Below are 24,082 nucleotides of genomic sequence, written 5' to 3'. Positions count from 1 at the left end.
ATTCGCCCGTGGCCACGGAACCGAGCGAAGAGCTGATGCGGACGCTCTACAAGGAGCACGCAGGACCCCTGCTCGCCTATGTACTGCGGCTGGTCGCGGGGGACCGGCACCGGGCCGAGGACGTCGTGCAGGAAACGCTGTTGCGCGCCTGGCGCAACAGCGACCAGTTGGAGCGCGCCACCGGATCCGTCCGTCCCTGGCTGGTGACGGTGGCGCGCCGGCTGGTCATCGACGGCCATCGCAGCCGGCAGGCCCGCCCCCAGGAGGTCGATCCCGGCCCCCTGGAGCTGCTGCCTGCCCAGGACGAGATGGACAAGGTGCTCCGGCTCATGACCATCTCCGACGCGATGGCCGATCTGACGGCCGCCCACCGGCAGGTGCTCGCCGAGACCTATCTGCGGGGGCGCACCGTCGAGGACGCCGCCGCGGTGCTCGGCATACCCGCCGGAACAGTGCGGTCGCGGATCTTCTACGCGCTGCGCTCGCTCAAACTGGCGCTCGAGGAACGAGGAGTGACGACATCATGACGTCGCCGCAGGAGCAGCACGCGGACGTGGGGGCGTACGCCCTCGGGCTCCTCGACGACGCGGACGCCACCCGGTTCGAGACACATCTGGCCGGCTGCGAGCTCTGCATGGCGGAACTCGACTCGCTCGCGGGCCTCGAACCCCTGCTCGCCGAGTACGCGGCGGCGACCCCCGGCCCCGGCGCGTTCCTTCCCGTTCCCGGCAGTACCGACGACGCCCTGCTGGGCCGGCTGCTCGACGAGGTCGCCGAGGTCCGCGCCAGGACGCGGCGCCGCCGGATGTTCCTGGTCGCGGCCGCCGCCGTCCTGATCATCGGCGGCCCGCTGATCGCCGTCCAGGCCACCTCCGGCGACAGGACCTCGGCGGTCGCCGAACATGCCCACGGCGGGCCCGCCGAGGACGCCTTCAACCTGATACCGGCCTCCGCCAAGGTCTCCGGCACCGACCCCGCCACCAAGGTCAGCGCCACGATCGGCGTCGAGAAGAAGGCCTGGGGCAGCCACGTCGTCCTCCAACTCGGCAACGTGAAGGGCCCGCTGCGCTGCAGCCTCGTCGCCGTCGGCAAGAACGGCGACCAGCAGACCGTCACCACCTGGGCGGTCGGCCCCTGGGGCTACGGCATCCCCGACAGCCCGCACGAAACCGCGCGCACCCCGCTCTACATGCACGGCGGCGCGGCCATGCAGCCGAACGAGGTCGACCACTACGAGGTGCGGACCCTGGACGGCAGAACGCTGGTGGACGTCAAGGCGTGAGATCCCCTCGCGGGGCCGGTGCGAGAACGGCCGTCGAGCGCCTCAGGCGTTCGACGGCCGTTCGGGTGTCTGCGGCTGAAGCGAGGGCGGGGGTCAGCCCGCGCGGTACACCACCGCGTCGCACAGGCCCTCCAGGGCCTGCTTCGCGGCACAGTCCGGGAGCGGGGCGAGGGTGGCGCGGGCTTCGTCGGCGTACCGGACGGTGTCGCGGCGGGCCTGCTCCAGCGCCGGGTGGGCGCGCAGCAGGCGCAGTGCCTCGGCGTGCCGGTGGTCGTCGGTGAGGTCGCCCGCGAGGAGGTCGACGAGGTGGCGGTCGGCCGGGGAGGCCGAGCCGTTGGCCGCGGCGACCCGGGTGCGCAGATGCAGCACCGGGAGGGTGGGGATGCCTTCGCGCAGGTCGGTGCCGGGGGTCTTGCCCGACTCGTGGCTGTCGCTGGCGATGTCGAGGACGTCGTCGGCGAGCTGGAAGGCGGTGCCGATGCGCTCGCCGTACTGGGTGAGGATGTCGACGACCGACTCGTCCGCGCCGGACATCATGGCCCCGAAGCGGCAGGAGACGGCGATGAGCGAGCCGGTCTTCCCGCCGATCACGTCGAGGTAGTGGTCGATCGGGTCGCGGTCGTCGGCCGGTCCCGCGGTCTCCAGGATCTGGCCGGTCACCAGCCGCTCGAAGGCCTCGGCCTGGACGCGGACGGCCTCGGGGCCGAGGTCGGCCAGTATGTGCGAGGCGCGGGCGAACAGGAAGTCCCCGGTGAGAACGGCCACCGAGTTGTCCCAGCGGGCGTTGGCACTGGGGACGCCGCGGCGTACGTCCGCCTCGTCCATGACGTCGTCGTGGTAGAGCGTCGCGAGGTGGGTGAGCTCCACGACCACCGCGGCCGGCACGATGCCCGGCGCGTTCGGGTCGCCGAACTGGGCGCCCAGCATGACCAGCAGCGGCCGGAACCGCTTGCCCCCCGCACGGGCCAGATGGCGCGCGGCGCCGGTGATGAAGGGGACGTCGCTCTTGGTGGCCTCCAGGAGGCCCTCCTCCACGGCAAACAGCCCGGCCCGGACGTCGGCTTCGAGAGCCTCGTCCCGCACGCTCAACCCGAACGGCCCGACGACGTTCACGAGGGGTACTCCATTCGCTGAGATGGCGTCTGAGGGGTGGCACTGCTTACACGGGCAGCGTAGCCGGTCCCCTCTCGATCTTTGCCGGGGCATCGCCCCTATATGGCCGGGACAGGTCATACACATCAGGCCGTTCGGGATCTTGCCTCATATGATCCGTATTGATGCCATTTATTCCGACCGATCGGGAGGCCTATCTCGCCCTGGCTGCGCCGCACGAGGCACCCCGCCCCACGGAAACCGCCCGCTGACCCGCACACCGACCCCGTCCACCGATCCGCCGCCGACGTCGTAGGGAGCCCCGCCGATGCGCATCCGTACCGATTTCCCCTACACGACCTTCGTCGAGGACGTCCGGATCCCGCTGCCCGACGGCACCCGGCTGTACGCGCGCATCTGGCGGCCGTACGCCGACGAACCGGTGCCCGCGCTGCTGGAGTACCTCCCGTACCGGCTCTACGACTGGACGGCGCCTCGCGATTCGCAGCGGCACCCCTGGTACGCGGGTCACGGCTACGCCTCCGTGCGGGTGGATGTACGGGGCCACGGCAACTCCGAGGGGCTGCCGGGCGACGAGTACGACGCCGCGGAGCTCGCGGACGGCGTCGCGGTCGTCGAATGGCTGGCCGCGCAGTCCTGGTGCACCGGCCGGGTCGGAATGTTCGGCATCTCCTGGGGCGGCTTCAACAGCCTGCAGATCGCCGCGCTCGCGCCACCGGCCCTCCAGGCCGTCGTCACCGTCTGCTCCACCGACGACCGCTACGACAACGATGTGCACTACATGGGCGGCTCGGTCCTCGCCGTCGACATGCACGCCTGGGCCGCGACGATGCTCGCCTTCGTCTGCCGGCCGCCCGATCCCACGGCGGTCGGCGACAGCTGGCGGCAGATGTGGCTCGAACGGCTCGAAGCCGTCGATCCGTTCATCCATACGTGGCTCGGCCACCAGAGCCGTGACGCCTACTGGCGGCACGGCAGCGTGTGCGAGGACTACTCCGCCGTCAAGGCGGCCGTCCTCACCGTCGGCGGCTGGCACGACCCGTACCGGGACACCGTGCTGCGCCTCGTCGAACATCTGGACGCACCGGTCCGCGGGTTGATCGGCCCCTGGTCCCACCAGTACCCCGACCGGGGGCGGCCGCCCGGGCCCGCCATCGGCTTCCTCCAGGAGACACTGCGCTGGTGGGACCACTGGCTGAAGGACAAGGCCACGGGGGTGATGGACGATCCCCTGCTGCGCGCCTGGATCAGCGAGTCGCACCCGCCGGCCACGGTCTACGACGAACTGCCGGGCCGCTGGGTCGGCGAGGACAGCTGGCCGTCGCCCGCCGTCACCTACACCCCGTACGCGCTGCCCGGCGGCCCGGTGCGGGTCGACTCCCCGCAGCACACCGGGATCGACGCCGGCCGCTTCTTCCCGTTCGGCAACGACGCCGACCTGCCGCCGGAGCAGCGCGAGGAGGACGGCCGCTCGGTCTGCTTCGACTCCGCGCCGCTCACCGACCGTGTCGAGGTCCTCGGCCGCCCCCGGGTCCGGCTGCGGCTGCGCTGCGACGCGCCGCGCGGCCAGGTCATCGCCCGGGTCTGCGACGTGGCCCCGGACGGCTCCTCCACGCTCGTCACCCGTGGCGCCCTCAACCTGCTGGCGCGGCACGGCCGGGACCGGGCGGTGGAGTGGACCCCGGGCCACACCGAGGACATCACGTTCGAGCTCAACGGCATCGGCCACGCGTTCCCGCACGGCCACCGCATCCGGCTCGCCCTGTCCTCCGCCTACTGGCCGTGGATCTGGCCGCACCCGCAGCCCGAGCACGCCTCCGGCTTCACCATCGAGGCCGCCGACAGCGCCCTCGACCTGCCGGTCCGCGCCCCGTCGCCGTCCGCGATCCCGCTGTACTTCGAGGAACCGGAACAGGCTCCGCCGCTCCCCGTGATCTTCCCCGGCGCGCCCGAGCCGCGCCCCGAACGGCTCGTCACCCGCGATGTCGCGACCGGTGCCTGGCAGCTGGACGTCGACCCGCGCCACGGCGGTACCCGGATCTACCCCGACGGCCTCGAATTCACCGAGGACGCCCTGGAGACCTACCGCATCGAGTCCGGTGACCCGCTCTCCGCCGCCACCCGCTCCCTGTGGCACGTCCGGCTGCGCCGCCCGGACCTCGGCTGGGACGTCAGCGTCGACACCAGATCCGAGATCCAGGCGGACGCGACGCACTTCGTCACCTTCAACGAGGTCACCTGCCACTCCGGCGACGAGACCGTCTTCCACCGCACCTGGAACCGCCGCATCCCGCGCACGGCGGGCTGAAACGAGGAACGGCCGCCGAACGCCTGAAGCGTTCGACGGCCGTTCCAGTGGTGCTCCTGTTCAGCGGACGAAGACGCCCGCCTTGTCGGCGAGGTCCAGGAAGTACTGCGGCATGACGCCCAGCGCGAGCGTCACCGCCACGCCGATGCCGATGGCCGTGGAGGTCCAGGCGCTCGGGACGGCGACGGTGGGGCCGTCGGGCTTCGGTTCGCTGAAGAACATCAGCACGATGACGCGGATGTAGAAGAACGCGGCGATGGCCGAGGAGAGCACACCCACGATGACCAGCGGCATCGCGCCGCCCTGGGCCGCCGCCTTGAAGACCGCGAACTTTCCGGCGAAGCCGGAGGTCAGCGGGATGCCCGCGAAGGCCAGCAGGAACACCGCGAAGACCGCCGCGACCAGCGGCGAGCGGCGGCCGAGGCCGGCCCAGTGGGACAGGTGGGTGGCTTCGCCGCCCGCGTCGCGGACCAGGGTGACGACGGCGAAGGCGCCGAGCGTCACGAAGGAGTACGCCGCGAGGTAGAAGAGCACCGACGAGACGCCGTCCGGCGTGGTGGCGATGACACCCGCGAGGATGAACCCGGCGTGCGCGATCGACGAGTACGCCAGCAGTCGCTTCACATCGGTCTGGGTGACGGCGACGATCGCGCCGACCAGCATCGTCAGGATCGCGACGCCCCACATCACCGGCCGCCAGTCCCAGCGCATGCCCGGCAGGACCACGTACAGCAGCCGCAGCAGCGCGCCGAAGGCGGCGACCTTGGTGGCGGCGGCCATGAAGCCGGTCACCGGGGTCGGGGCGCCCTGATAGACGTCCGGGGTCCACATGTGGAACGGCACGGCGCCGACCTTGAACAGCAGCCCCATCGCGACCATCGCGGTGCCGATGAGCAGCAGCGCGTCGTTGCCGGTGGTGGCGGCGAGCGCCGGGGTCATCTTGGCGGTGCCGTCGACGACGGCGGCGATGCCGGAGTACGAGACGGTGCCCGCGTAGCCGTAGAGCAGCGCGATGCCGAACAGCAGGAAGGCCGACGAGAAGGCTCCCAGCAGGAAGTACTTCATCGCGGCTTCCTGCGACATGAAGCGCCGGCGGCGGGCCAGCGCGCAGAGCAGGTACAGCGGCAGCGAGAAGACCTCGAGCGCGACGAAGAGCGTCAGCAGGTCGGACGCGGCCGGGAAGATCAGCATGCCACCGACCGCGAAGAGCAGCAGCGGGAAGACCTCGGTGGTGGTGAACCCGGCCTTGACCGCGGCCTTCTCGGCGTCGCCGCCGGGCACGGCGGAGCCCTGGGCGGCGAAGGAGTCGACCTTGCGGCCGTGCGCCTTCGGGTCGAGCCGGCGTTCCGCGAAGGTGAACACCGCGACCAGCCCCACCAGCAGGATCGTGCCCTGCAGGAAGAGCGCGGGGCCGTCGACGGCGACCGCTCCCATGGCCGCGACATGCGCCTTGGTGGTGCCGTAGCCCCTGGCCGCCAGCGCCACCACGGCGGCGAAGGCGGCGGCGAGGCCGATGACGCTGACCGCGATCTGTCCCAGGTAGCGGGACTTACGGGGCAGGAACGCCTCGACGAGGATCCCGACGACGGCTGCCCCGAAGACGATCAGGACCGGCGACAGCTGGGTGTACTCGATCTTCGGGGCGGGGATCTTGTCTGCGGCGGGGGCCGCCATTGTCCACAGGCTGTGGACGGCTGTTCCGCTCACTTGGTCGCCTCCAGCGCGGGCTTGGGGTCGGTCTTGTGCACGTCGGAGAGCGTCTGGCCGACCGCCGGATTGACGATGTCCGTGAGCGGCTTCGGGTACACGCCGAGGAAGAGCAGCAGCGCGATCAGCGGAGCCACCACGGCGATCTCACGGACCTTGAGGTCCTTCATCCCCTCGACGCCCGCCTTCACCGGCCCGGTCATCGTCCGCTGGTACAGGACGAGGACGTAGAGCGCGGCGAGCACGATGCCGACGGTCGCGATGATGCCGAGCGCCGGGTAGCGGCTGAACGTGCCGACGAGCACCAGGAACTCGGAGACGAACGGGGCGAGCCCCGGCAGCGACAGCGTCGCCAGTCCGCCGATCAGGAAGGTGCCCGCGAGCACCGGCGCCACCTTCTGCACACCGCCGAAGTCGGCGATGAGCCGCGAGCCGCGCCGGCTGATCAGGAAGCCGGCCACCAGCAGCAGCGCGGCGGTCGAGATCCCGTGGTTGACCATGTAGAGCGCGGCGCCGCTCTGTCCCTGGGTGGTCATCGCGAAGATGCCCATGATGATGAAGCCGAAGTGCGAGATGGACGCGTAGGCGATCAGCCGCTTGATGTCGCGCTGGCCGACGGCCAGCAGGGCACCGTAGATGATGCTGATCACCGCGAGCACCAGGATCACCGGCGTCGCCCACTTGCTGGCCTCCGGGAAGAGCTGGAGGCAGTAGCGCAGCATCGCGAAGGTGCCGACCTTGTCGACGACCGCGGTGATGAGCACCGCGACCGGCGCGGTCGACTCCCCCATCGCGTTCGGCAGCCAGGTGTGCAGCGGCCACAGCGGCGCCTTCACCGCGAAGGCGAAGAAGAAGCCGAGGAAGAGCCACCGCTCGGTGGAGGAGGCCAGGTCGAACTTGCCGGCCGCGCGCGCCTGGAGGATCTCCTGGAGCGAGAACGTGCCGTGCCCGAGCTGGTCGGCACTGGCCGCGTACAGCCCGATGACGGCGGCCAGCATGACGAGGCCGCCGACCAGGTTGTAGAGCAGGAACTTCACGGCGGCGTACGAGCGCTGCTTGGCCGCCTCGTCGTCGCCGTGCTCGTGCGCCTGGTCCCCGAAGCCGCCGATGAGGAAGTACATCGGGATGAGCATGGCTTCGAAGAAGATGTAGAAGAGGAAGACGTCGGTGGCCTCGAACGAGACCACCACCATCGCCTCGACGGCCAGGATCAGGGCGAAGAAGCCCTGGGTGGGCCGCCAGCGGCGGTTGGGGTTCTTGTCTTCGAGGGGGTCGGCGTCGTGCCAGCCCGCCGCGATGATGAACGGGATCAGGAGCGCGGTCAGCGCGACCAGCGAGACGCCGATGCCGTCCACGCCGAGTTCGTAGCGGACCCCGAAGTCCTTGATCCACGCGTGGGACTCGGTGAGCTGGTAGCGCTCACCGCCCGGTTCGAACCGGACGAGGACGATCATGGCCAGTACGAACGTCGCGACCGAGAAGCCCAGCGCCGACCACTTGGCGACGGTGCGCTTCGCGGCCGGTACGGCGGCGGTGGCGATCGCGCCGACCGCCGGAAGGGCGGCCGTGACGGTAAGGAGGGGAAAGGACATGAGTTATCAGACCGCCCTCATCAGGAGAGTCGCGGCGATCAGGACCGCCGTGCCACCCAGCATCGACACCGCGTACGAGCGGACGTAGCCGTTCTGCAGCTTGCGCATGCGGCCGGAGAGGCCGCCGACCCCGGCGGCGGTGCCGTTGACCGCACCGTCCACCAGGGAGTGGTCCAGGTAGACCAGGCTGCGGGTGAGGTGTTCGCCGCCCCGGACCAGCACGACGTGGTTGAAGTCGTCCTGGAGCAGATCGCGCCGGGCGGCGCGGGTCAGCAGCGAGCCGCGCGGAGCGACGGCCGGTACGGCCCTGCGCCCGTACATCAGCCAGGCCAGCGCGACCCCGATGACCAGCACGACCATCGTGCCGGCCGTCACCGTCGTGGCGCTGAGGGGCGAGTGCCCCTCCTCGTGTCCGGTGACCGGCTCCAGCCACTTCAGGAAGGAGCTGTTCAGACTGAACAGCCCGCCCGCGAAGACCGAGCCGAAGGCCAGCACGATCATCGGGATGGTCATCGACTTGGGCGACTCGTGCGGGTGCGGCTCGTGGCCTTCCGCGTCGGCCTCCCAGCGCTTCTCGCCGAAGAACGTCATCAGCATCACGCGCGTCATGTAGAACGCGGTGATCGCGGCGCCCAGCAGGGCCGCGCCGCCGAGGATCCAGCCCTCGGTGCCGCCCTTGGCGAAGGCCGCCTCGATGATCTTGTCCTTGGAGAAGAACCCGGACAGGCCGGGGAAGCCGATGATCGCCAGGTAGCCGAGGCCGAACGTGACGAACGTGACCGGCATGTACTTCCGCAGGCCCCCGTACTTCCGCATGTCGACCTCGTCGTTCATGCCGTGCATGACCGAACCGGCGCCGAGGAAGAGTCCGGCCTTGAAGAAGCCGTGGGTGACCAGGTGCATGATCGCGAAGACGTAGCCGATCGGGCCGAGCCCGGCCGCCATGATCATGTAGCCGATCTGCGACATCGTCGAGCCCGCCAGGGCCTTCTTGATGTCGTCCTTGGCGCAACCGACGATCGCACCGAACAGCAGCGTGACCGCGCCAACCGTGACCACCGCCAGCTGCGCGTCCGGGGCGCCGTTGAAGATCGCGCCGGACCGGGTGATCAGGTACACGCCCGCCGTCACCATCGTCGCCGCGTGGATGAGGGCCGAGACCGGGGTCGGGCCCTCCATCGCGTCGCCGAGCCAGGACTGCAGCGGCACCTGGGCGGACTTGCCGCACGCGGCGAGCAGCAGCATCAGGCCGATGGCTGTCAGCTTGCCCTCGCTCGCGTCGCCCGCGTGCGCCAGCACCGGCTGGAAGCTGAACGTTCCGAAGGTCGTGAACATCAGCATGATCGCGATGGACAGACCGACGTCACCGACACGGTTGACGAGGAACGCCTTCTTCGCCGCCGTGGCCGCGCTCGGCTTGTGCTGCCAGAAGCCGATCAGCAGGTACGAGGCGAGGCCGACGCCCTCCCAGCCGACGTACAGCAGGAAGTAGTTGTCGGCGATGACCAGCAGCAGCATCGCCGCCACGAACAGGTTGAGATAGCCGAAGAAGCGGCGGCGCCGCTCGTCGTGCTCCATGTACCCGATCGAGTAGATGTGGATCAACGTGCCCACACCGCTGATCAACAGCACGAAGGTCATCGACAACTGGTCGAGCTGGAAGCCGATGTCGGCCTGGAAGCCGCCGACCGGCACCCAGCTGAACACGTGCGAGTACATCGCGCGGTCTTCGCCGCTCTTGCCGAGCATGTCGAAGAAGAGCACGGCGCCGACACCGAAGGACACCGCCGCGAGGATCGTGCCGAGCCAGTGGCCGATACGGTCCAGCCGGCGGCCGCCGGTCAGCAGGATCGCCGCGCCGAGCAGCGGTACCGCGACGAGCAATCCGATGAGGTTCTCCACTGTCGCTACCCCTTACAGCTTCATCAGATTGGCGTCGTCGACCGAGGCCGAGTGCCGGGAGCGGAACATCGTCACGATGATCGCGAGCCCGACCACGACCTCGGCGGCGGCGACCACCATCGTGAAGAAGGCGATGATCTGGCCGTCGAGGTTGCCGTGCATCCGGGAGAAGGTGACGAACGCCAGGTTGCAGGCGTTCAGCATCAGCTCGACGCACATGAAGACGATGATCGCGTTGCGCCGGATCAGCACCCCGGCGGCGCCGATGGTGAACAGCAGCGCGGCCAGGTACAGGTAGTTGACCGGATTCACTTGCTCGCCTCCTCTGGCGCTGTGACCTCGGGCGCGGACCGTTCCAGCCAGCTCTCCGAGCGCTGTTCCAGCTCGGCGAGATCGGCCAGGGCCTCGTTCGACACATCACGGATCTGGCCTCGGTCCCGCAGCGTGGCGCTGACCGACAGGTCCGAGGTGGTGCCGTCCGGCAGCAGGCCGGGGACGTCCACCGCGTTGTGCCGGGCGTAGACGCCGGGGGCGGGCAGCGGCGGCACCTGGGTGCCCGCGCGGACCCGCGCGATCGACAACTCGCGCTGCGTGCTGCGCTCCTCGGTCCGCTCGCGGTGCGTCAGCACCATCGCGCCGACGACCGCCGTGATCAGCAGCGCGCCGGTGATCTCGAAGGCCCAGACGTACTTGGTGAAGATGAGCCGCGCCAGGCCCTCGACGTTGCCGCCCGCGTTCGCCTGGCCGAGGCCGGCGAAGGTGTCGAGCGAGGCGTTGCCGATGCCCGCGATCAGCAGGATCCCGAAGCCGAGACCGCATCCCGCGGCCAGCCAGCGCTGGCCCTTCAGCGTCTCCTTCAGCGAGTCGGCGGCGGTGATGCCGACCAGCATGACGACGAAGAGGAAGAGCATCATGATCGCGCCGGTGTAGACGACGATCTGGACGACCCCGAGGAAGTACGCGCCCTGCGCCAGGTAGAAGACAGCCAGGATGATCATGGTCCCGGCCAGACAGAGCGCGCTGTGCACCGTCTTCTTGCTCAGTACGGTGCCCAGCGCACCCAGCACGGCGACGACGGCGAGCACCCAGAACTGGAACGCCTCACCCGTCGAGGTGGTGGAAGCGGCGGCGGCGAACGTGCTCACGCCTCCACCTCCTTCTCCGCAGGAGTGCGCTCCTGGGTGACGGTGCCGGGCGCGGCCTCACTGACCAGTCCCCGGTAGTAGTCCTGCTCGTCGGTGCCGGGGAAGATCGAGTGCGGTGCCTCGACCATGCCCTCCTCCAGGCCGGCGAGCAGCTGCTCCTTGGTGAAGATCAGCGACTCACGGCTGCTGTCGGCGAGTTCGTACTCGTTGGTCATCGTCAGCGCCCGGGTGGGGCACGCCTCGATGCACAGCCCGCACAGGATGCAGCGGGCGTAGTTGATCTGGTAGACGCGGCCGTAGCGCTCACCCGGGGAGTAGCGCTCCTCCTCGGTGTTGTCCGCGCCCTCCACGTAGATCGCGTCGGCCGGGCAGGCCCAGGCGCACAGTTCGCAGCCGACGCACTTCTCCAGCCCGTCCGGGTGCCGGTTGAGCTGGTGCCGGCCGTGGAAGCGCGGCGCGGTCGGCTTCTTCTCCTCGGGGTACTGCTCGGTCAGCCGCTTCTTGAACATGGCCTTGAAGGTCACGCCGAAGCCCGCGACCGGGCCCAGGAACTCAGGCATCGTCGGCCTCCTTGTCATTGTCCGGGGCGTCCGGGGCACCGACGAGCTGCGGCTCGCCAAGGCTGCGGCTGCGACGGCGCGGCACCGGTGGCAGCGTCTGCCCCGGCAACGGCGGTACGGGGAAGCCGCCCGCCATCGGATCGAACGGTTCCGGCGGTGCCGCGGCGGCTTCCGCCTCGTCCTTCTTCCGCCCGCGGTCGCGGAACACATCGACCACGAGGGAGATCAGCAGCAGGCCGACGACGGCCCCGCCGACGTACAGCACGATGTCGCGCAGGCCGTAGTTCTCGTTCCGCATCGCCCGGACGGTCGCGACCAGCATCAGCCAGACCATCGAGACCGGGATGAGGACCTTCCAGCCCAGCTTCATGAACTGGTCGTAACGCACCCGCGGCAGCGTGCCGCGCAGCCAGATGAAGAAGAACAGCAGCAGCTGGACCTTGATCGTGAACCAGAGCATCGGCCACCAGCCGTGGTTCGCGCCCTCCCAGAAGGTGCTGATCGGCCACGGGGCCCGCCAGCCGCCCAGGAAGAGGGTGGTCGCCACCGCCGAGACCGTCACCATGTTCACGTACTCGGCGAGCATGAAGAGCGCGAACTTGATCGACGAGTACTCGGTGTTGAAGCCGCCGACCAGGTCGCCCTCGGACTCCGGCATGTCGAACGGGGCGCGGTTGGTCTCACCGACCATCGCCACGATGTAGATCAGCAGCGAGACCGGCAGCAGCACCGCGAACCAGCGGTCGTGCTGCGCCTCGACGATCGCCGAGGTGGACATCGACCCGGAGTAGAGGAAGACCGCCGCGAAGGACAGCCCCATCGCGATCTCGTAGGAGATCATCTGGGCCGAGGCGCGCAATCCGCCGAGCAGCGGGTACGTCGAGCCGGAGGACCAGCCCGCGAGCACGATGCCGTAGATGCCGACGGACGCGGTGGCCAGGATGTACAGGACGCCGATCGGGAGATCGGTGAGCTGCAGCGCGGTGCGGGTGCCGAAGATCGACACCTCGTTGTCGGCCGGGCCGAAGGGGATCACCGCGAAGGACATGAAGGCGGGGATCGCCGCGACGATCGGCGCGAGGATGTACACCACCTTGTCCGCGCGCTTGACGATGATGTCTTCCTTCAGCATCAGCTTGATGCCGTCGGCGAGCGACTGGAGCATGCCCCACGGGCCGTGCCGGTTGGGGCCGATGCGCAGCTGCATCCACGCCACGACCTTGCGCTCCCAGACGATCGAGAACAGCACGGTCAGCATGGCGAAGGCGAAGCAGAAGACCGCCTTGAGGAGGATCAGCCACCACGGATCGGTGCCGAACATCGACAGATCTTCGGCGGAGAGGTTGTTCACTGGGCCACCTCCGTGGCAGCGGCGCCGACCTTGACGACCTGGCCGGGCAGCGCGCCGGTATCGCTGGCGACGCCCCCGCCCGTGGAGTTCAGCGGCAGCCACACCACCCGGTCGGGCATCGGAGTGATGCGCAGCGGCAGCCGTACCGAACCGGCGGGCCCGGAGACCTCGGTGAGGTCGCCGTTGGCGAGCCCGGCCTCCGCGGCGGTCGCGGCCGACAGCCGCACCACCGCCTCGTGCCGGGTGCCGGCCAGCGCGTCGTCGCCCTCCTGGAGCTTGCCCTGGTCGAGCAGCAGCCGGTGCCCGGCGAGCACCGCCTCGCCCGCGGCGGGCACGGGCAGCGTCCGGGACGTCTCCAGCGGCTGGGAGGCGTGCGGCCCGTCCCAGGGGGAGAGCCGGTTCAGTTCGGTGCGGGCGGCGCGGACGTCGCCCAGTCCGAGGCTGACGCCGAGCGCGTCGGCGAGCATCGTCAGGACCCGGGCGTCCGGCAGCTGGTGCCGGTTGACGACCTGGTCCGGCTTGATGGCCGCGTCGAACAGCCGAGCCCTGCCCTCCCAGTTGAGGAAGGTGCCGGCCTTCTCGGCGACCGCGGCCACCGGCAGGACGACATCCGCCCGGTCGGTGACCTCGGAGGGCCGCAGTTCCAGGCTGACGACGAAGCCGACCGCGTCCAGCGCGAGCCGGGCGCGGGCCGGGTCCGGCAGGTCCGCGACCTCGACGCCGCCGACGACCAGCGCCGCCAGCTCGCCGCTCAGGGCGGCCTCGACGATCTGGCCGGTGTCGCGCCCGAAGCGGTGCGGGAGTTCGGCCAGTCCCCAGACCCGGGCGACCTCGTCGCGGGCCCGCGGGTCGGTGACCAGCCGGCCACCGGGCAGCAGCCCCGGCAGCGCGCCCGCCTCGACCGCTCCGCGCTCACCCGCGCGGCGCGGGATCCACGCGAGCTTCGCGCCGCTCGCCGTGGCGAAGCGGATCGCCGCGGTCAGCGCGCCGGGTACGGCGGCCAGCCGTTCGCCGACCAGGATCACCGACCCTTCGGCACGCAGCGCCTCGGCGGCCTTCTCGCCCGCCTCGTCGAGACCGACCCCGCCGGCGAGCGCGTCCAGCCACTCGGGCTCGGTGCCGGGTGCGGCGGGCAGCAGCGTGCCGCCCGCCTTCGTCAGGCCACGGGTCGCGAACGGCGCCAGTGCGAAGGTCCGCTGGCGCCGCTTCTGGTTCGCTTTGCGAAGCCGGAGGAAGATCCCCGGAGCCTCCTCCTCGGCCTCGAGACCGACGAGCAGGACGGCCGGCGCCTTCTCCAGCGTCGTGTACGTGATGCCGTCGCCGTCCAGGTCCCGGCCGCGTCCCGCCACCTGCGAGGCCAGGAAGTCGGCCTCCTCGGCGCTGTGCACCCGGGCCCGGAAGTCGACGTCGTTGGTGTCGAGGGCGACCCGCGCGAACTTGGCGTAGGCGTAGGCGTCCTCGACGGTCAGCCGGCCGCCGGCCAGTACCGCGGTGCGGCCGCCGGCCGCCGCGATCCCGGCGGCCGCGGCCGCCAGTGCCTCGGGCCAGCTCGCCGGCTCCAGCTCACCGGTCTCCTTGTTACGGAGCAGCGGGTGCTTGAGGCGGTCGGGGCGCTGTGCGTAGCGGAAGCCGAAGCGCCCCTTGTCGCACACCCATTCCTCGTTGACCTGGGGGTCGTCGGCGGCCAGCCGCCGCATGACCTTGCCGCGCCGGTGGTCGGTGCGCGTCGCGCAGCCGCCCGCGCAGTGCTCGCAGACCGACGGCGACGACACCAGGTCGAACGGCCGGGACCGGAAGCGGTACGCCGCCGAGGTCAGCGCGCCCACCGGGCAGATCTGGATGGTGTTGCCGGAGAAGTACGAGGCGAACGGGTCGCCGTCGCCGATTCCGACCTGCTGGAGGGCGCCGCGCTCGATGAGCTCGATGAACGGGTCGCCCGCGATCTGCTCCGAGAACCGGGTGCAGCGCGCGCACAGCACACAGCGCTCCCGGTCCAGCAGCACCTGCGTGGAGATCGGCACCGGCTTCTCGTACGTGCGCTTCTTGCCCTCGAAGCGGGTGTCCGCCTGGCCGGTGCTCATCGCCTGGTTCTGCAGCGGGCACTCGCCGCCCTTGTCGCAGACCGGGCAGTCCAGTGGGTGGTTGATGAGCAGCAGCTCCATCACCCCGCGCTGCGCCTTCTCGGCGACCGGCGAGGTGAGATGGGTCTTGACGACCATGCCGTCGGTGCACGTGATCGTGCAGGACGCCATCGGCTTGCGCTGGCCCTCGACCTCGACGATGCACTGCCGGCAGGCGCCGGCCGGGTCGAGGAGCGGGTGGTCGCAGAACCGCGGGATCTCGATGCCCAGCAGCTCCGCCGCACGGATCACCAGGGTCCCCTTGGGGACCGAGAGCGCGACGCCGTCGATCGTGACGGCGACGAGATCCTCCGGCGGAACCGCCGCCTCTCCCCCTCCGGAGGGGGCAGACGTGGTGACTGTCATGCGTTCACCTCCAGGTGAGACGTTCCGGCGTCGGCCCATACGGTCGAGGCGGCCGGGTCGAAGGGGCAGCCCTTGCGTTCGATGTGCTCCTCGTACTCCTCGCGGAAGTACTTGAGGGAGGAGAAGATCGGGCTGGCGGCGCCGTCGCCGAGCGCACAGAAGGACTTGCCGTTGATGTTGTCGGCGATGTCGTTGAGCTTGTCGAGGTCGGACAGCTTGCCCTTGCCGGCCTCGATGTCCCGCAGCAACTGGACCAGCCAGTACGTGCCCTCACGGCACGGCGTGCACTTGCCGCAGGACTCGTGGGCGTAGAACTCCGTCCAGCGCGTCACCGCCCGCACCACGCACGTCGTCTCGTCGAAGCACTGCAGCGCCTTGGTGCCGAGCATGGAGCCGGCGGCGCCCACGCCCTCGTAGTCGAGCGGTACGTCCAGGTGCTCGTCGGTGAACATCGGGGTCGACGAGCCGCCGGGGGTCCAGAACTTCAGCCGGTGGCCCGGCCGGATACCGCCGCTCATGTCGAGCAGCTGGCGCAGCGTGATGCCGAGCGGGGCCTCGTACTGGCCGGGGCTGACGACGTGCCCGGACAGCGAGTACAGCGTGAAGCCCGGGGACTTCTCGCTGCCCATCGACTTGAACCAGTCCTTGCCGCGCTGCATGATCGCGGGCACCGAGGCGATGGACTCGACGTTGTTGACGACGGTCGGGCAGGCGTACAGGCCCTCGACCGCCGGGAACGGCGGGCGCAGCCGGGGCTGGCCGCGGCGTCCTTCGAGCGAGTCCAGCAGCGCCGTCTCCTCGCCGCAGATGTACGCGCCGGCCCCGGCGTGGACGGTCAGCTCCAGATCGAAGCCGCTGCCCTGGATGTTCTTGCCGAGGTAGCCGGCCTCGTACGCCTCGCGCACCGCCTCGTGCAGCCGGCGCAGCACCGGGACGACCTCGCCGCGCAGATAGATGAAGGCGTGGTTGGAGCGGATCGCGTGGCAGGCGATCACCATGCCCTCGATGAGCGAGTGCGGGTTCGCGAACAGCAGCGGGATGTCCTTGCAGGTACCCGGTTCCGACTCGTCGGCGTTGACGACCAGGTAGTGCGGCTTGCCGTCACCCTGCGGGATGAACTGCCACTTCATACCGGTCGGGAAGCCGGCGCCGCCACGGCCGCGCAGTCCGGCGTCCTTCACATACGCGATGACGTCGTCCGGCGGCATCGCGAGGGCCTTGCGCAGGCCCTCGTAGCCCTCGTGACGGCGGTAGGTGTCGAGCGTCCACGACTGCGGGTCGTCCCAGAAGGCCGACAGAACAGGGGTGAGCAGCTTCTCGGGCGACACGGTCATCATTTGCCCTCCTCGCTCTCAGGTCCTGCCGGGTTGGCGGGGTCCGACACGGCGGTCTCCTGCGGTGCGTCGTGCGAGCTGGCGTGCTCGGCGGGGCTGGGCTGCCCGGGGGTGCCCGACGGCGCGGCCGGCGTCTCGCCCTGCGGCGGTACGGACGACCGGCGGGCCGGCTGTCCGGCGCCCGGGCCGGGCAGTGCCTCGCCGCGCGACAGCCGCAGTCCCGCGAGCGACGCGGGGCCGGCTCCGCCGGTGGCCTCGACGGCGCCGGGGCGCTCGTCGGGGAAGCCGGCGAGGATGCGGGCGGTCTCCTTGTACGTGCACAGCGGTGCGCCACGGGTCGGCCGCACCTCGCGGCCGGCGATGAGGTCGTCGACCAGCTGCTTGGCGGAGCCCGGTGTCTGGTTGTCGAAGAACTCCCAGTTCACCATCACCACCGGGGCGAAGTCGCAGGCCGCGTTGCACTCGATGTGCTCCAGCGTGACCTTGCCGTCCTCGGTGGTCTCGTTGTTGCCGACCCCGAGGTGCTCCTTCAGCTCGTCGAAGATGGCGTCGCCGCCCATCACCGCGCAGAGCGTGTTGGTGCAGACCCCGACCTGGTAGTCGCCACTGGGCTTGCGCCGGTACATGGAGTAGAAGGTCGCGACCGCGGTGACCTCGGCGGTGGTGAGGTCGAGCTGCTCCGCGCAGAACCGGACGCCGGTGCGGGTGACGTAGCCGTCCTCCGACTGCGTCAGGTGCAGCAGCGGCAGGAGCGCGCTGCGGCTGCCGGGATAGCGGGCGATGATCTCCTTCGCGTCCGCCTCCAGCCTGGCGCGTACATCGGCCGGATAGTCGGGCGCGGGCATCTGCGGGATGCCCAAAGACACGTCGGTCATCGGTCGACGCCTCCCATCACGGGGTCGATGGACGCCACGGCCACGATGACGTCGGCGACCTGGCCGCCCTCGCACATCGCCGCCATGGACTGCAGGTTGGTGAAGGACGGGTCGCGGAAGTGGACCCGGAAGGGGCGGGTGCCGCCGTCGCTGACGACATGCACGCCCAGCTCGCCCTTGGGCGACTCCACCGCGGTGTACGCCTGGCCCGGCGGAACCCGGAAGCCCTCGGTCACCAGCTTGAAGTGGTGGATCAGGGACTCCATCGAGGTGCCCATGATCTTCTTGATGTGGTCCAGGGAGTTGCCGAGGCCGTCCGGGCCGAGCGCGAGCTGCGCGGGCCAGGCGATCTTCTTGTCCTCGACCATCACCGGTCCTGGGGCCAGCTTGTCCAGTGCCTGCTCGACGATGCGCAGCGACTGCCGCATCTCCTCCAGGCGGACCAGGAAGCGGCCGTAGGAGTCGGCGGTGTCCGCCGTCGGGATCTCGAAGTCGTAGTTCTCGTAACCGCAGTACGGCTGCGCCTTGCGCAGGTCGTGCGGCAGGCCGGCGGCGCGCAGGATCGGGCCGGTGGCGCCGAGCGCCATGCAGCCGGCCAGGTCCAGGTAGCCGACCTCTTCCATCCGGGCCTTGAAGATCGGGTTGCCGGTGGCGAGCTTGTCGTACTCGGGAAGGTTCTTGCGCATCTTCTTCACGAGCTCGCGGATCTGGTCCACCGCGCCCGGCGGCAGGTCCTGGGCGAGGCCGCCCGGCCGGATGTACGCGTGGTTCATCCGCAGCCCGGTGATGAGCTCGAAGACGTCCAGGATCAGTTCACGGTCGCGGAACCCGTAGATCATGATCGTGGTGGCGCCGAGCTCCATACCGCCGGTGGCGATGCACACCAGGTGCGAGGAGAGCCGGTTCAGCTCCATCAGCAGCACGCGGATGACGCTGGCCCGGTCCGGCACCTGCTCGGTGACGCCGAGCAGCTTCTCGACCGCGAGGCAGTACGCCGTCTCGTTGAAGAACGGCGTGAGGTAGTCCATGCGCGTCACGAACGTGGACCCCTGGGTCCACGTCCGGTACTCCATGTTCTTCTCGATGCCGGTGTGCAGGTAGCCGATGCCCGACCGGGCCTCGGTGACCGTCTCGCCGTCGATCTCCAGGATCAGCCGGAGCACACCGTGGGTGGACGGGTGCTGCGGCCCCATGTTGACGATGATGCGCTCGTCGTCGGACCTGCCGACGGTCTCGGCCAGCTCGTCCCAGTCGCCACCGGTGACGGTGAAGACCCGGCCTTCGGTGGTGTCGCGTTCTTCCGCCTGAGCGGGTGCGTGGTGAGTGCTCATCAGGAGTACGACCTCCGCTGGTCGGGAGCCGGGATCTGGGCGCCCTTGTACTCGACGGGGATGCCGCCGAGCGGGTAGTCCTTGCGCTGCGGGTGGCCGGGCCAGTCGTCCGGCATCATGATCCGTGTGAGGGCCGGGTGGCCGTCGAAGACGATGCCGAAGAAGTCGTACGCCTCACGCTCGTGCCAGTCGTTCGTCGGGTACACCGGGACGATCGACGGGATGTGCGGGTCGCTGTCGGGGGCGCTCACCTCCAGCCGGATCAGCCGGTTGTGCGTGATCGAACGCAAGTGGTAGACGGCGTGCAGCTCACGGCCCTTGTCCTCGGGGTAGTTCACCCCGCTCACGCCCGTACAGAGCTCGAAGCGCAGCGCCGGATCGTCGCGGCAGGTCTTGGCGACCTGCACGAGGTGCTCGCGGGCGATGTGGAAGGTCAGCTCGTCACGGTCGATGACGGTCCGGTCGATCGCGTTGGAGGGGAGCAGTCCCTGCTCCTCCAGCGCGCCCTCCAGCTCGTCGGCCACCTCGTCGAACCAGCCGCCGTAGGGGCGGTGGGCCGGGCCTGGCAGCCGGACGGTCCTGACGAGGCCGCCGTAGCCGGAGGTGTCGCCACCGTTGTTGGCACCGAACATGCCCTTGCGGTGACCGATGACCTCGCCGGCGTCGTCGCGCTGGCCGGGGAGGTTGTCGGTCTGCAGGTCGCGGTCGGGGTTGGTGCCGTTGGCGTCTGTCACCGCAGCAGCCCCTTCATCTCGATCAGCGGGAGCGCGTTGAGTGCGGCGGACTCCGCTTCGCGGGCCGCCTCCTCACGGTTCACGCCGAGCTTCTCGCCCTGGATCTTCTGGTGGAGCTTGAGGATGGCGTCCATGAGCATCTCGGGCCGGGGCGGACAGCCGGGCAAATAGATATCAACGGGGACAATGTGGTCAACACCCTGCACAATGGCGTAATTGTTGAACATTCCACCCGAAGAAGCGCAGACCCCCATGGAGATGACCCACTTGGGATTCGGCATCTGGTCATAGACCTGCCGCAGCACCGGCGCCATCTTCTGGCTGACCCGGCCGGCCACGATCATCAGGTCCGCCTGCCGCGGCGAGCCGCGGAAGACCTCCATACCGAAACGGGCCAGGTCGTAGCGCCCGGCCCCGGTCGTCATCATCTCGATGGCACAGCAGGCCAGGCCGAAGGTGGCCGGGAAGACCGACGCCTTACGCACCCAGCCCGCGGCGGACTCCACCGTGGTCAGCAGAAATCCACTCGGCAGTTTTTCTTCGATACCCATGCGTTGGCCCCTTGTCCCCTAGTCCCATTCCAGGCCGCCGCGCCGCCACACGTATGCGTAGGCGACGAAGACGGTGAGCACGAAGAGGAGCATCTCCACGAGCCCGAAAATCCCCAGGGAGTCGAACGTGACGGCCCAGGGATAGAGGAAGACGATCTCGATGTCGAAGACGATGAAGAGCATCGCCGTCAGGTAGTACTTGATGGGGAAGCGCCCGCCGCCGATGGGCTGCGGAGTGGGCTCGATGCCGCACTCATATGCTTCCAGTTTGGCCCGGTTATACCGTTTTGGTCCGACGATCGAGGCCGTGATCACGGAGAAGATCGCGAAGCCGGCCCCGAGGCCGCCCAACACGAGGATGGGCGCATAGGCGTTCATCGTCCCCCGCTCCTTCCAGTCGCCGATGACTGCGTGGGGGTCCCCCCGCCGGGGGAGGGACCATGCGCTCGGGTCGTGTCCACCTCACGAAGATCGCGTTCATGTGAAGATCGCGTCTATGTGAGGCAGTTCACAAGCCCAAGCCGCCTGCATCTTATGCCCGGCGGTCTGTGATCTGCGACACGGGGTGGGCCAACGGCTTTGTGATCTCCACCACCTGACGAATGATCATGAAGGCTGATGAGCGGTGATCTTGCACCGCATGCGGCACAAACAATCACTTGACGTCACATTCATCTACGTTACCCCTGGTCACAGCGGCGCGCGCATTATCAAGGGCCCCTCGCGAGACGCAAATTCGCCCTGGACCGAATGGCGTGATAGCGACGGCCGCCCCCTTAGGGGTGAACGGGACGAAGGTCCCGCTGACGCACGTGAACCCACTCACGAGCGCTCCGCGGCGGCTCGGGAACGAGTCGGACATATGGTCCGGGTGAGCAAGATCCAAATAAGGACATTCGGCCGTGCACACGACAACTGTGTCGCATCCCACCTTTGTTGAACGGAACCGGCGCATCCTGATAGCCAGGACTCCATGTCCCCAAACCTGAACCGGACCACCAAATCCGAATCGCATATACGCCGCCGACGGCACGCCGCTCCCGGTAACCCGAACTGGGTCCGCCGGGCCGGAATCGTCGGCGGCGTCGTCAGTGCGCTCGCCCTCAGTGGTGCGGCCGCTCCGGCCATGGCCGACCACTCGAACCACACGCCCGCTCCGGTCGGAACCGCGACGACCGCCGAGCAGACGCCCGCACTGAGCACCACCGCCTCCGCCGCGCAGGCCGCCGCAGCCATCGACCAGACGGTCGTCCAGCTGAAGCTGCAGGCCGCCGAGGACGCCGCTGCCGCCGCGGCCAGGAAGGCCGCAGCCGCGACGAAGCGGGCCGAGCTGAAGAAGGCCGCCGACGCCAAGGCTGCCGCCGCCAAGGCCGCGGACGAGCGCGAGGCCGCCACCCAGGCCGCGTCCCGCTCCTCGGAGCGCACCAAGCTTTCGGTGTCGTCCTCGTCCAGCTCCTCGTCCTCGAAGGTGTCCTCCACCGCCTCCAAGGCGAGCGGCAGCATCGCGAGCGTCATCAGCTTCCTGCAGGCCCAGGTCGGCAAGGCCTACGTCATGGGCGGCACCGGCCCGTCCTCGTACGACTGCTCGGGCCTGGTCCAGGCGGCGTTCAGGACGATCGGCGTGGACCTCCCCCGCACCTCCCAGGAGCAGTCGAACACCGGCACCCCGGTCTCCATCAGCTCCCTCCAGGTCGGCGACCTGGTCTTCTGGGGCGGCCAGGGCAGCGCGTACCACGTCGGCGTCTACATCGGCGGCGACCAGTACCTCGACGCCGCCAACCCGAGCACGGGCATCGGCGTCCACGACATGAGCTGGTCCATGCCGGACTTCGCCACCCGCGTGGTCTGACGTCCAACCCCCAGCTCCCCCGCTTCCCCCCACGTAGGGCCGCCGTCCCCCGCTCGGGCCGGCGGCCCTTCCGTATGGGCCTCATGACCGGCCGGGTCGGCCGGGTCGGCTGGGTCGGCCGCTCCGGCCGCTCCGGAGTGCGGGGCGTTCGGGGCTGGGGTCAGAGCGATGCGGGGTGCGGGGCGTTCGGGGCTGAGGTCAGAGCGATGCGGGGTGGTTCTTCTGCGGCGCTGCGCACCTTGACCGGGCGGAGGGGAGGCCCCGGCGCTGCGCGCCTGCCAACGAAGCGGTCCGCTGCGCGGCCCGGTGAGGTGGAGGGAGTCCGGTCCGCTGCGCTCCCCTCGCGGGGTGGGGGCGGGTTTGACCCGGCGGGGCTCTGCGGGTGGTGCGCCCGAAGAGGGGCAGACGTTTGGCCCGCCTTCCTCGCGCCGAAGTGGGGTGGGTGTGACGGGGGATGCTCTACGGGGCCTGAGGGGCGGTCCTTTGGTGGGTGGGGATCACTAAGGTCGGCCAAAACTCAATATGGCGGGGGTCCGGCCACACAGGTTCGAGAGCCGAGGCTCGATCGTCATCCCGCTGCCCGCCGGGCTGGAGCTCGCGCCCCGTCCCGAAGTCGCGCCGCCTCACCGACCGTATCCGACCCCCCACCCCGCGAGGGGAGCGCAGCGGACCGGACTCCCTCCACCTCACCGGGCCGCGCAGCGGACCGCTTCGTTGGCAGGCGCGCAGCGCCGGGGCCTCCCCTCCGCCCGGTCAAGGTGCGCAGCGCCGCAGAAGAACCACTCCGCATCGCTCTGACCCGAACCCCGCGCCCACCCGCGCCGGCTACGACCGACCGGCCTCGTCGGCCTTGATCGCGCGGAGGAACGCCGCCCAGTGAGCGGGGGTTGTGGTGAGGACCTCGCGGGGGCGGTCGCTTTCACGGAGGTGAATGCGGCCGGTGGTCCCTGCCACCTCTACGCACTCGCCCGACGTCCCTCCCCCGCTGAAAGTGGACTTCTGCCAGGCGAGTTCCGTCATGGTGTTTCCTTCACAGGATGTACAGCAGATGCTGGACCAGTCCCAGCGAGTCCTTCTTTGCGTAGAACTTCGACTCGGGCTGAGGTTCGAGCGGGGGCAGCGCCACCGTACCCAGCCGGTCGAGGGCCTCGGCGAACTGGGTCAGGTGCTCCTGGTCCGCCAGGAACGGCGAAGAGACCGGGTGCTCGACATAGACCGTGCCCAGTGCGGGGACGGACGACTCGAAGAAGACGAAGGGCGTGCCGAACCTGGCCGGATACGCCGGTGCGGCGAACGGGAGGATCTGGATCCGGACATGCGGGTGCCGGGCCATCTCGACGAGATGCTCGATCTGCCGCCGCATGACTTCCGCACCGACGAACTGCATGAGCAGCGCGGCCTCGTGGATCACCGCGTGATAGATCGGTGGCGAGTCGCCCACGAGTACAGCCTGCCGCCGCTGCCGGAACTCGACACCCCGGTCCAGCTCGGCAGGGCTGGCGTCGGGTTCGCCCGCTCGCATCAGCGCGTACATGTACTCCGGCGTCTGCAGCAGACCCGGCACATAGACCCACTGGAAGGTCCGGTGGGCGGAGGCTGTCGCTTCCAGCTCGGCCAGATCGATGGCTGACGCGTCGAGGGACTCCCGGAAATCCAGCCACCACCCCTTCCCCGACGCCTGCCCCATCGCCACCAGTGCGTCCACCAACGGTTCGTCCATGCAACCGTAGGCGGTAGTCAAAGCGCGCAGCTTGGCCTCGGGGATGGCCGTGCGGCCCGTCTCGATGTGACTCATGTGGGCTTGGCCCAGGTCGGCGAAGGATCCGGCCTCGGCGGCGGACATGCCGCTCGACTCGCGGAGTCTGCGCAGTTCGGCCCCCAAGCGCCGTTGCCGCTGTGTCGGATTCGCACGGAGCCCCATCGGAGCCACCTCCCCTGGATCATGCGCAGTCTGCCCGGCCC

General features: G+C 69.8%; 21 protein-coding genes. 4 read left to right on the top strand and 17 right to left on the bottom strand.

Features of this window, described 5'->3' with window-relative positions:
• Window positions 1-8: 8 nt before the first annotated feature.
• Window positions 9-527: a sigma-70 family RNA polymerase sigma factor gene (locus G3I60_RS23265; RefSeq protein ID WP_269285651.1), complete on the top strand. Its 519-nt coding sequence runs from the start codon at window positions 9-11 to the stop codon at window positions 525-527.
• Window positions 524-1,282 carry a zf-HC2 domain-containing protein gene (locus tag G3I60_RS23260; protein WP_138357548.1) on the top strand — a complete coding sequence of 253 codons (759 nt, stop codon included), beginning with the start codon at window positions 524-526 and terminating at the stop codon, window positions 1,280-1,282. Before G3I60_RS23265 ends, G3I60_RS23260 begins: the two co-directional genes overlap by 4 nt.
• A 93-nt stretch (window positions 1,283-1,375) precedes the next feature.
• Here the strand turns inward: G3I60_RS23260 and G3I60_RS23255 are convergent, their stop codons facing one another.
• Complete coding sequence (locus tag G3I60_RS23255; protein WP_138357549.1) at window positions 1,376-2,395, bottom strand: polyprenyl synthetase family protein; 1,020 nt, start codon at window positions 2,393-2,395, stop codon at window positions 1,376-1,378.
• Window positions 2,396-2,702: 307 nt separating this feature from the next.
• Here G3I60_RS23255 and G3I60_RS23250 point away from each other — a divergent pair, with 307 nt between their 5' ends.
• A complete protein-coding gene (locus G3I60_RS23250) occupies window positions 2,703-4,703 on the top strand; it encodes a CocE/NonD family hydrolase (protein ID WP_164296571.1) in 2,001 nt (666 codons plus the stop codon).
• Window positions 4,704-4,763: 60 nt separating this feature from the next.
• Here the strand turns inward: G3I60_RS23250 and nuoN are convergent, their stop codons facing one another.
• Genes nuoN through G3I60_RS23180 form a run of 14 tightly spaced genes read right to left on the bottom strand, consistent with a single transcriptional unit; the run spans window position 4,764 to window position 20,649 of the window.
• Complete coding sequence (gene nuoN, locus G3I60_RS23245; RefSeq protein ID WP_138357551.1) at window positions 4,764-6,410, bottom strand: NADH-quinone oxidoreductase subunit NuoN; 1,647 nt, start codon at window positions 6,408-6,410, stop codon at window positions 4,764-4,766.
• Window positions 6,407-8,002: an NADH-quinone oxidoreductase subunit M gene (locus G3I60_RS23240; protein WP_164296569.1), complete on the bottom strand. Its 1,596-nt coding sequence runs from the start codon at window positions 8,000-8,002 to the stop codon at window positions 6,407-6,409. The genes nuoN and G3I60_RS23240 overlap by 4 nt, the downstream gene beginning before the upstream one ends.
• A 6-nt stretch (window positions 8,003-8,008) precedes the next feature.
• Window positions 8,009-9,904 (bottom strand): NADH-quinone oxidoreductase subunit L, encoded by a 1,896-nt coding sequence (gene nuoL / locus G3I60_RS23235; protein ID WP_164296567.1) that lies wholly within the window; start codon window positions 9,902-9,904, stop codon window positions 8,009-8,011.
• 12 nt (window positions 9,905-9,916) lie between these two features.
• Window positions 9,917-10,216 carry an NADH-quinone oxidoreductase subunit NuoK gene (gene nuoK, locus G3I60_RS23230; protein ID WP_138357554.1) on the bottom strand — a complete coding sequence of 100 codons (300 nt, stop codon included), beginning with the start codon at window positions 10,214-10,216 and terminating at the stop codon, window positions 9,917-9,919.
• Entirely contained in the window at window positions 10,213-11,049 is an 837-nt protein-coding gene (locus G3I60_RS23225) for an NADH-quinone oxidoreductase subunit J (RefSeq protein WP_138357555.1), read from the bottom strand. Before G3I60_RS23225 ends, nuoK begins: the two co-directional genes overlap by 4 nt.
• On the bottom strand, window positions 11,046-11,609 hold the full coding sequence (gene nuoI / locus G3I60_RS23220; protein WP_164296565.1) for an NADH-quinone oxidoreductase subunit NuoI: 564 nt from the start codon (window positions 11,607-11,609) through the stop codon (window positions 11,046-11,048). The genes G3I60_RS23225 and nuoI overlap by 4 nt, the downstream gene beginning before the upstream one ends.
• Window positions 11,602-12,930 (bottom strand): NADH-quinone oxidoreductase subunit NuoH, encoded by a 1,329-nt coding sequence (gene nuoH / locus G3I60_RS23215; protein ID WP_164296605.1) that lies wholly within the window; start codon window positions 12,928-12,930, stop codon window positions 11,602-11,604. Before nuoH ends, nuoI begins: the two co-directional genes overlap by 8 nt.
• A gap of 26 nt (window positions 12,931-12,956) precedes the next feature.
• On the bottom strand, window positions 12,957-15,446 hold the full coding sequence (locus G3I60_RS23210; RefSeq protein ID WP_164607661.1) for an NADH-quinone oxidoreductase subunit G: 2,490 nt from the start codon (window positions 15,444-15,446) through the stop codon (window positions 12,957-12,959).
• Window positions 15,443-16,783 carry an NADH-quinone oxidoreductase subunit NuoF gene (gene nuoF / locus G3I60_RS23205; RefSeq protein WP_138357558.1) on the bottom strand — a complete coding sequence of 447 codons (1,341 nt, stop codon included), beginning with the start codon at window positions 16,781-16,783 and terminating at the stop codon, window positions 15,443-15,445. Before nuoF ends, G3I60_RS23210 begins: the two co-directional genes overlap by 4 nt.
• Entirely contained in the window at window positions 16,780-17,655 is an 876-nt protein-coding gene (gene nuoE, locus G3I60_RS23200) for an NADH-quinone oxidoreductase subunit NuoE (protein ID WP_164296561.1), read from the bottom strand. The genes nuoF and nuoE overlap by 4 nt, the downstream gene beginning before the upstream one ends.
• Complete coding sequence (locus G3I60_RS23195) at window positions 17,652-18,986, bottom strand: NADH-quinone oxidoreductase subunit D (protein ID WP_138357560.1); 1,335 nt, start codon at window positions 18,984-18,986, stop codon at window positions 17,652-17,654. Before G3I60_RS23195 ends, nuoE begins: the two co-directional genes overlap by 4 nt.
• On the bottom strand, window positions 18,986-19,720 hold the full coding sequence (locus G3I60_RS23190; protein ID WP_138357561.1) for an NADH-quinone oxidoreductase subunit C: 735 nt from the start codon (window positions 19,718-19,720) through the stop codon (window positions 18,986-18,988). Before G3I60_RS23190 ends, G3I60_RS23195 begins: the two co-directional genes overlap by 1 nt.
• Entirely contained in the window at window positions 19,717-20,271 is a 555-nt protein-coding gene (locus G3I60_RS23185) for an NADH-quinone oxidoreductase subunit B family protein (protein WP_138357562.1), read from the bottom strand. Before G3I60_RS23185 ends, G3I60_RS23190 begins: the two co-directional genes overlap by 4 nt.
• Window positions 20,272-20,289: 18 nt before the next feature.
• Window positions 20,290-20,649 (bottom strand): NADH-quinone oxidoreductase subunit A, encoded by a 360-nt coding sequence (locus G3I60_RS23180; protein WP_164296559.1) that lies wholly within the window; start codon window positions 20,647-20,649, stop codon window positions 20,290-20,292.
• Window positions 20,650-21,244: 595 nt separating this feature from the next.
• On the opposite strand from G3I60_RS23180, the gene G3I60_RS23175 reads away from it, so the two are divergent.
• Window positions 21,245-22,120 (top strand): C40 family peptidase, encoded by an 876-nt coding sequence (locus tag G3I60_RS23175; RefSeq protein WP_138357564.1) that lies wholly within the window; start codon window positions 21,245-21,247, stop codon window positions 22,118-22,120.
• An 825-nt stretch (window positions 22,121-22,945) separates the two neighbouring features.
• Here G3I60_RS23175 and G3I60_RS23170 read toward each other — a convergent pair.
• The gene (locus G3I60_RS23170) at window positions 22,946-23,140 is read right to left on the bottom strand and encodes a DUF397 domain-containing protein (protein WP_164296557.1); all 195 of its coding nucleotides are present in this window, start codon (window positions 23,138-23,140) and stop codon (window positions 22,946-22,948) included.
• A gap of 10 nt (window positions 23,141-23,150) precedes the next feature.
• A complete protein-coding gene (locus tag G3I60_RS23165; RefSeq protein ID WP_164296555.1) occupies window positions 23,151-24,041 on the bottom strand; it encodes a helix-turn-helix transcriptional regulator in 891 nt (296 codons plus the stop codon).
• Window positions 24,042-24,082 lie beyond the last annotated feature (41 nt).

Source organism: Streptomyces sp. SID13666, from assembly GCF_010548325.1.
Classification (GTDB): Bacteria; Actinomycetota; Actinomycetes; order Streptomycetales; family Streptomycetaceae; genus Actinacidiphila; species Actinacidiphila fildesensis.
The sequence above is the reverse complement of the archived record's forward strand: the minus strand, read 5'-3'. Positions and strand labels throughout refer to the sequence as shown.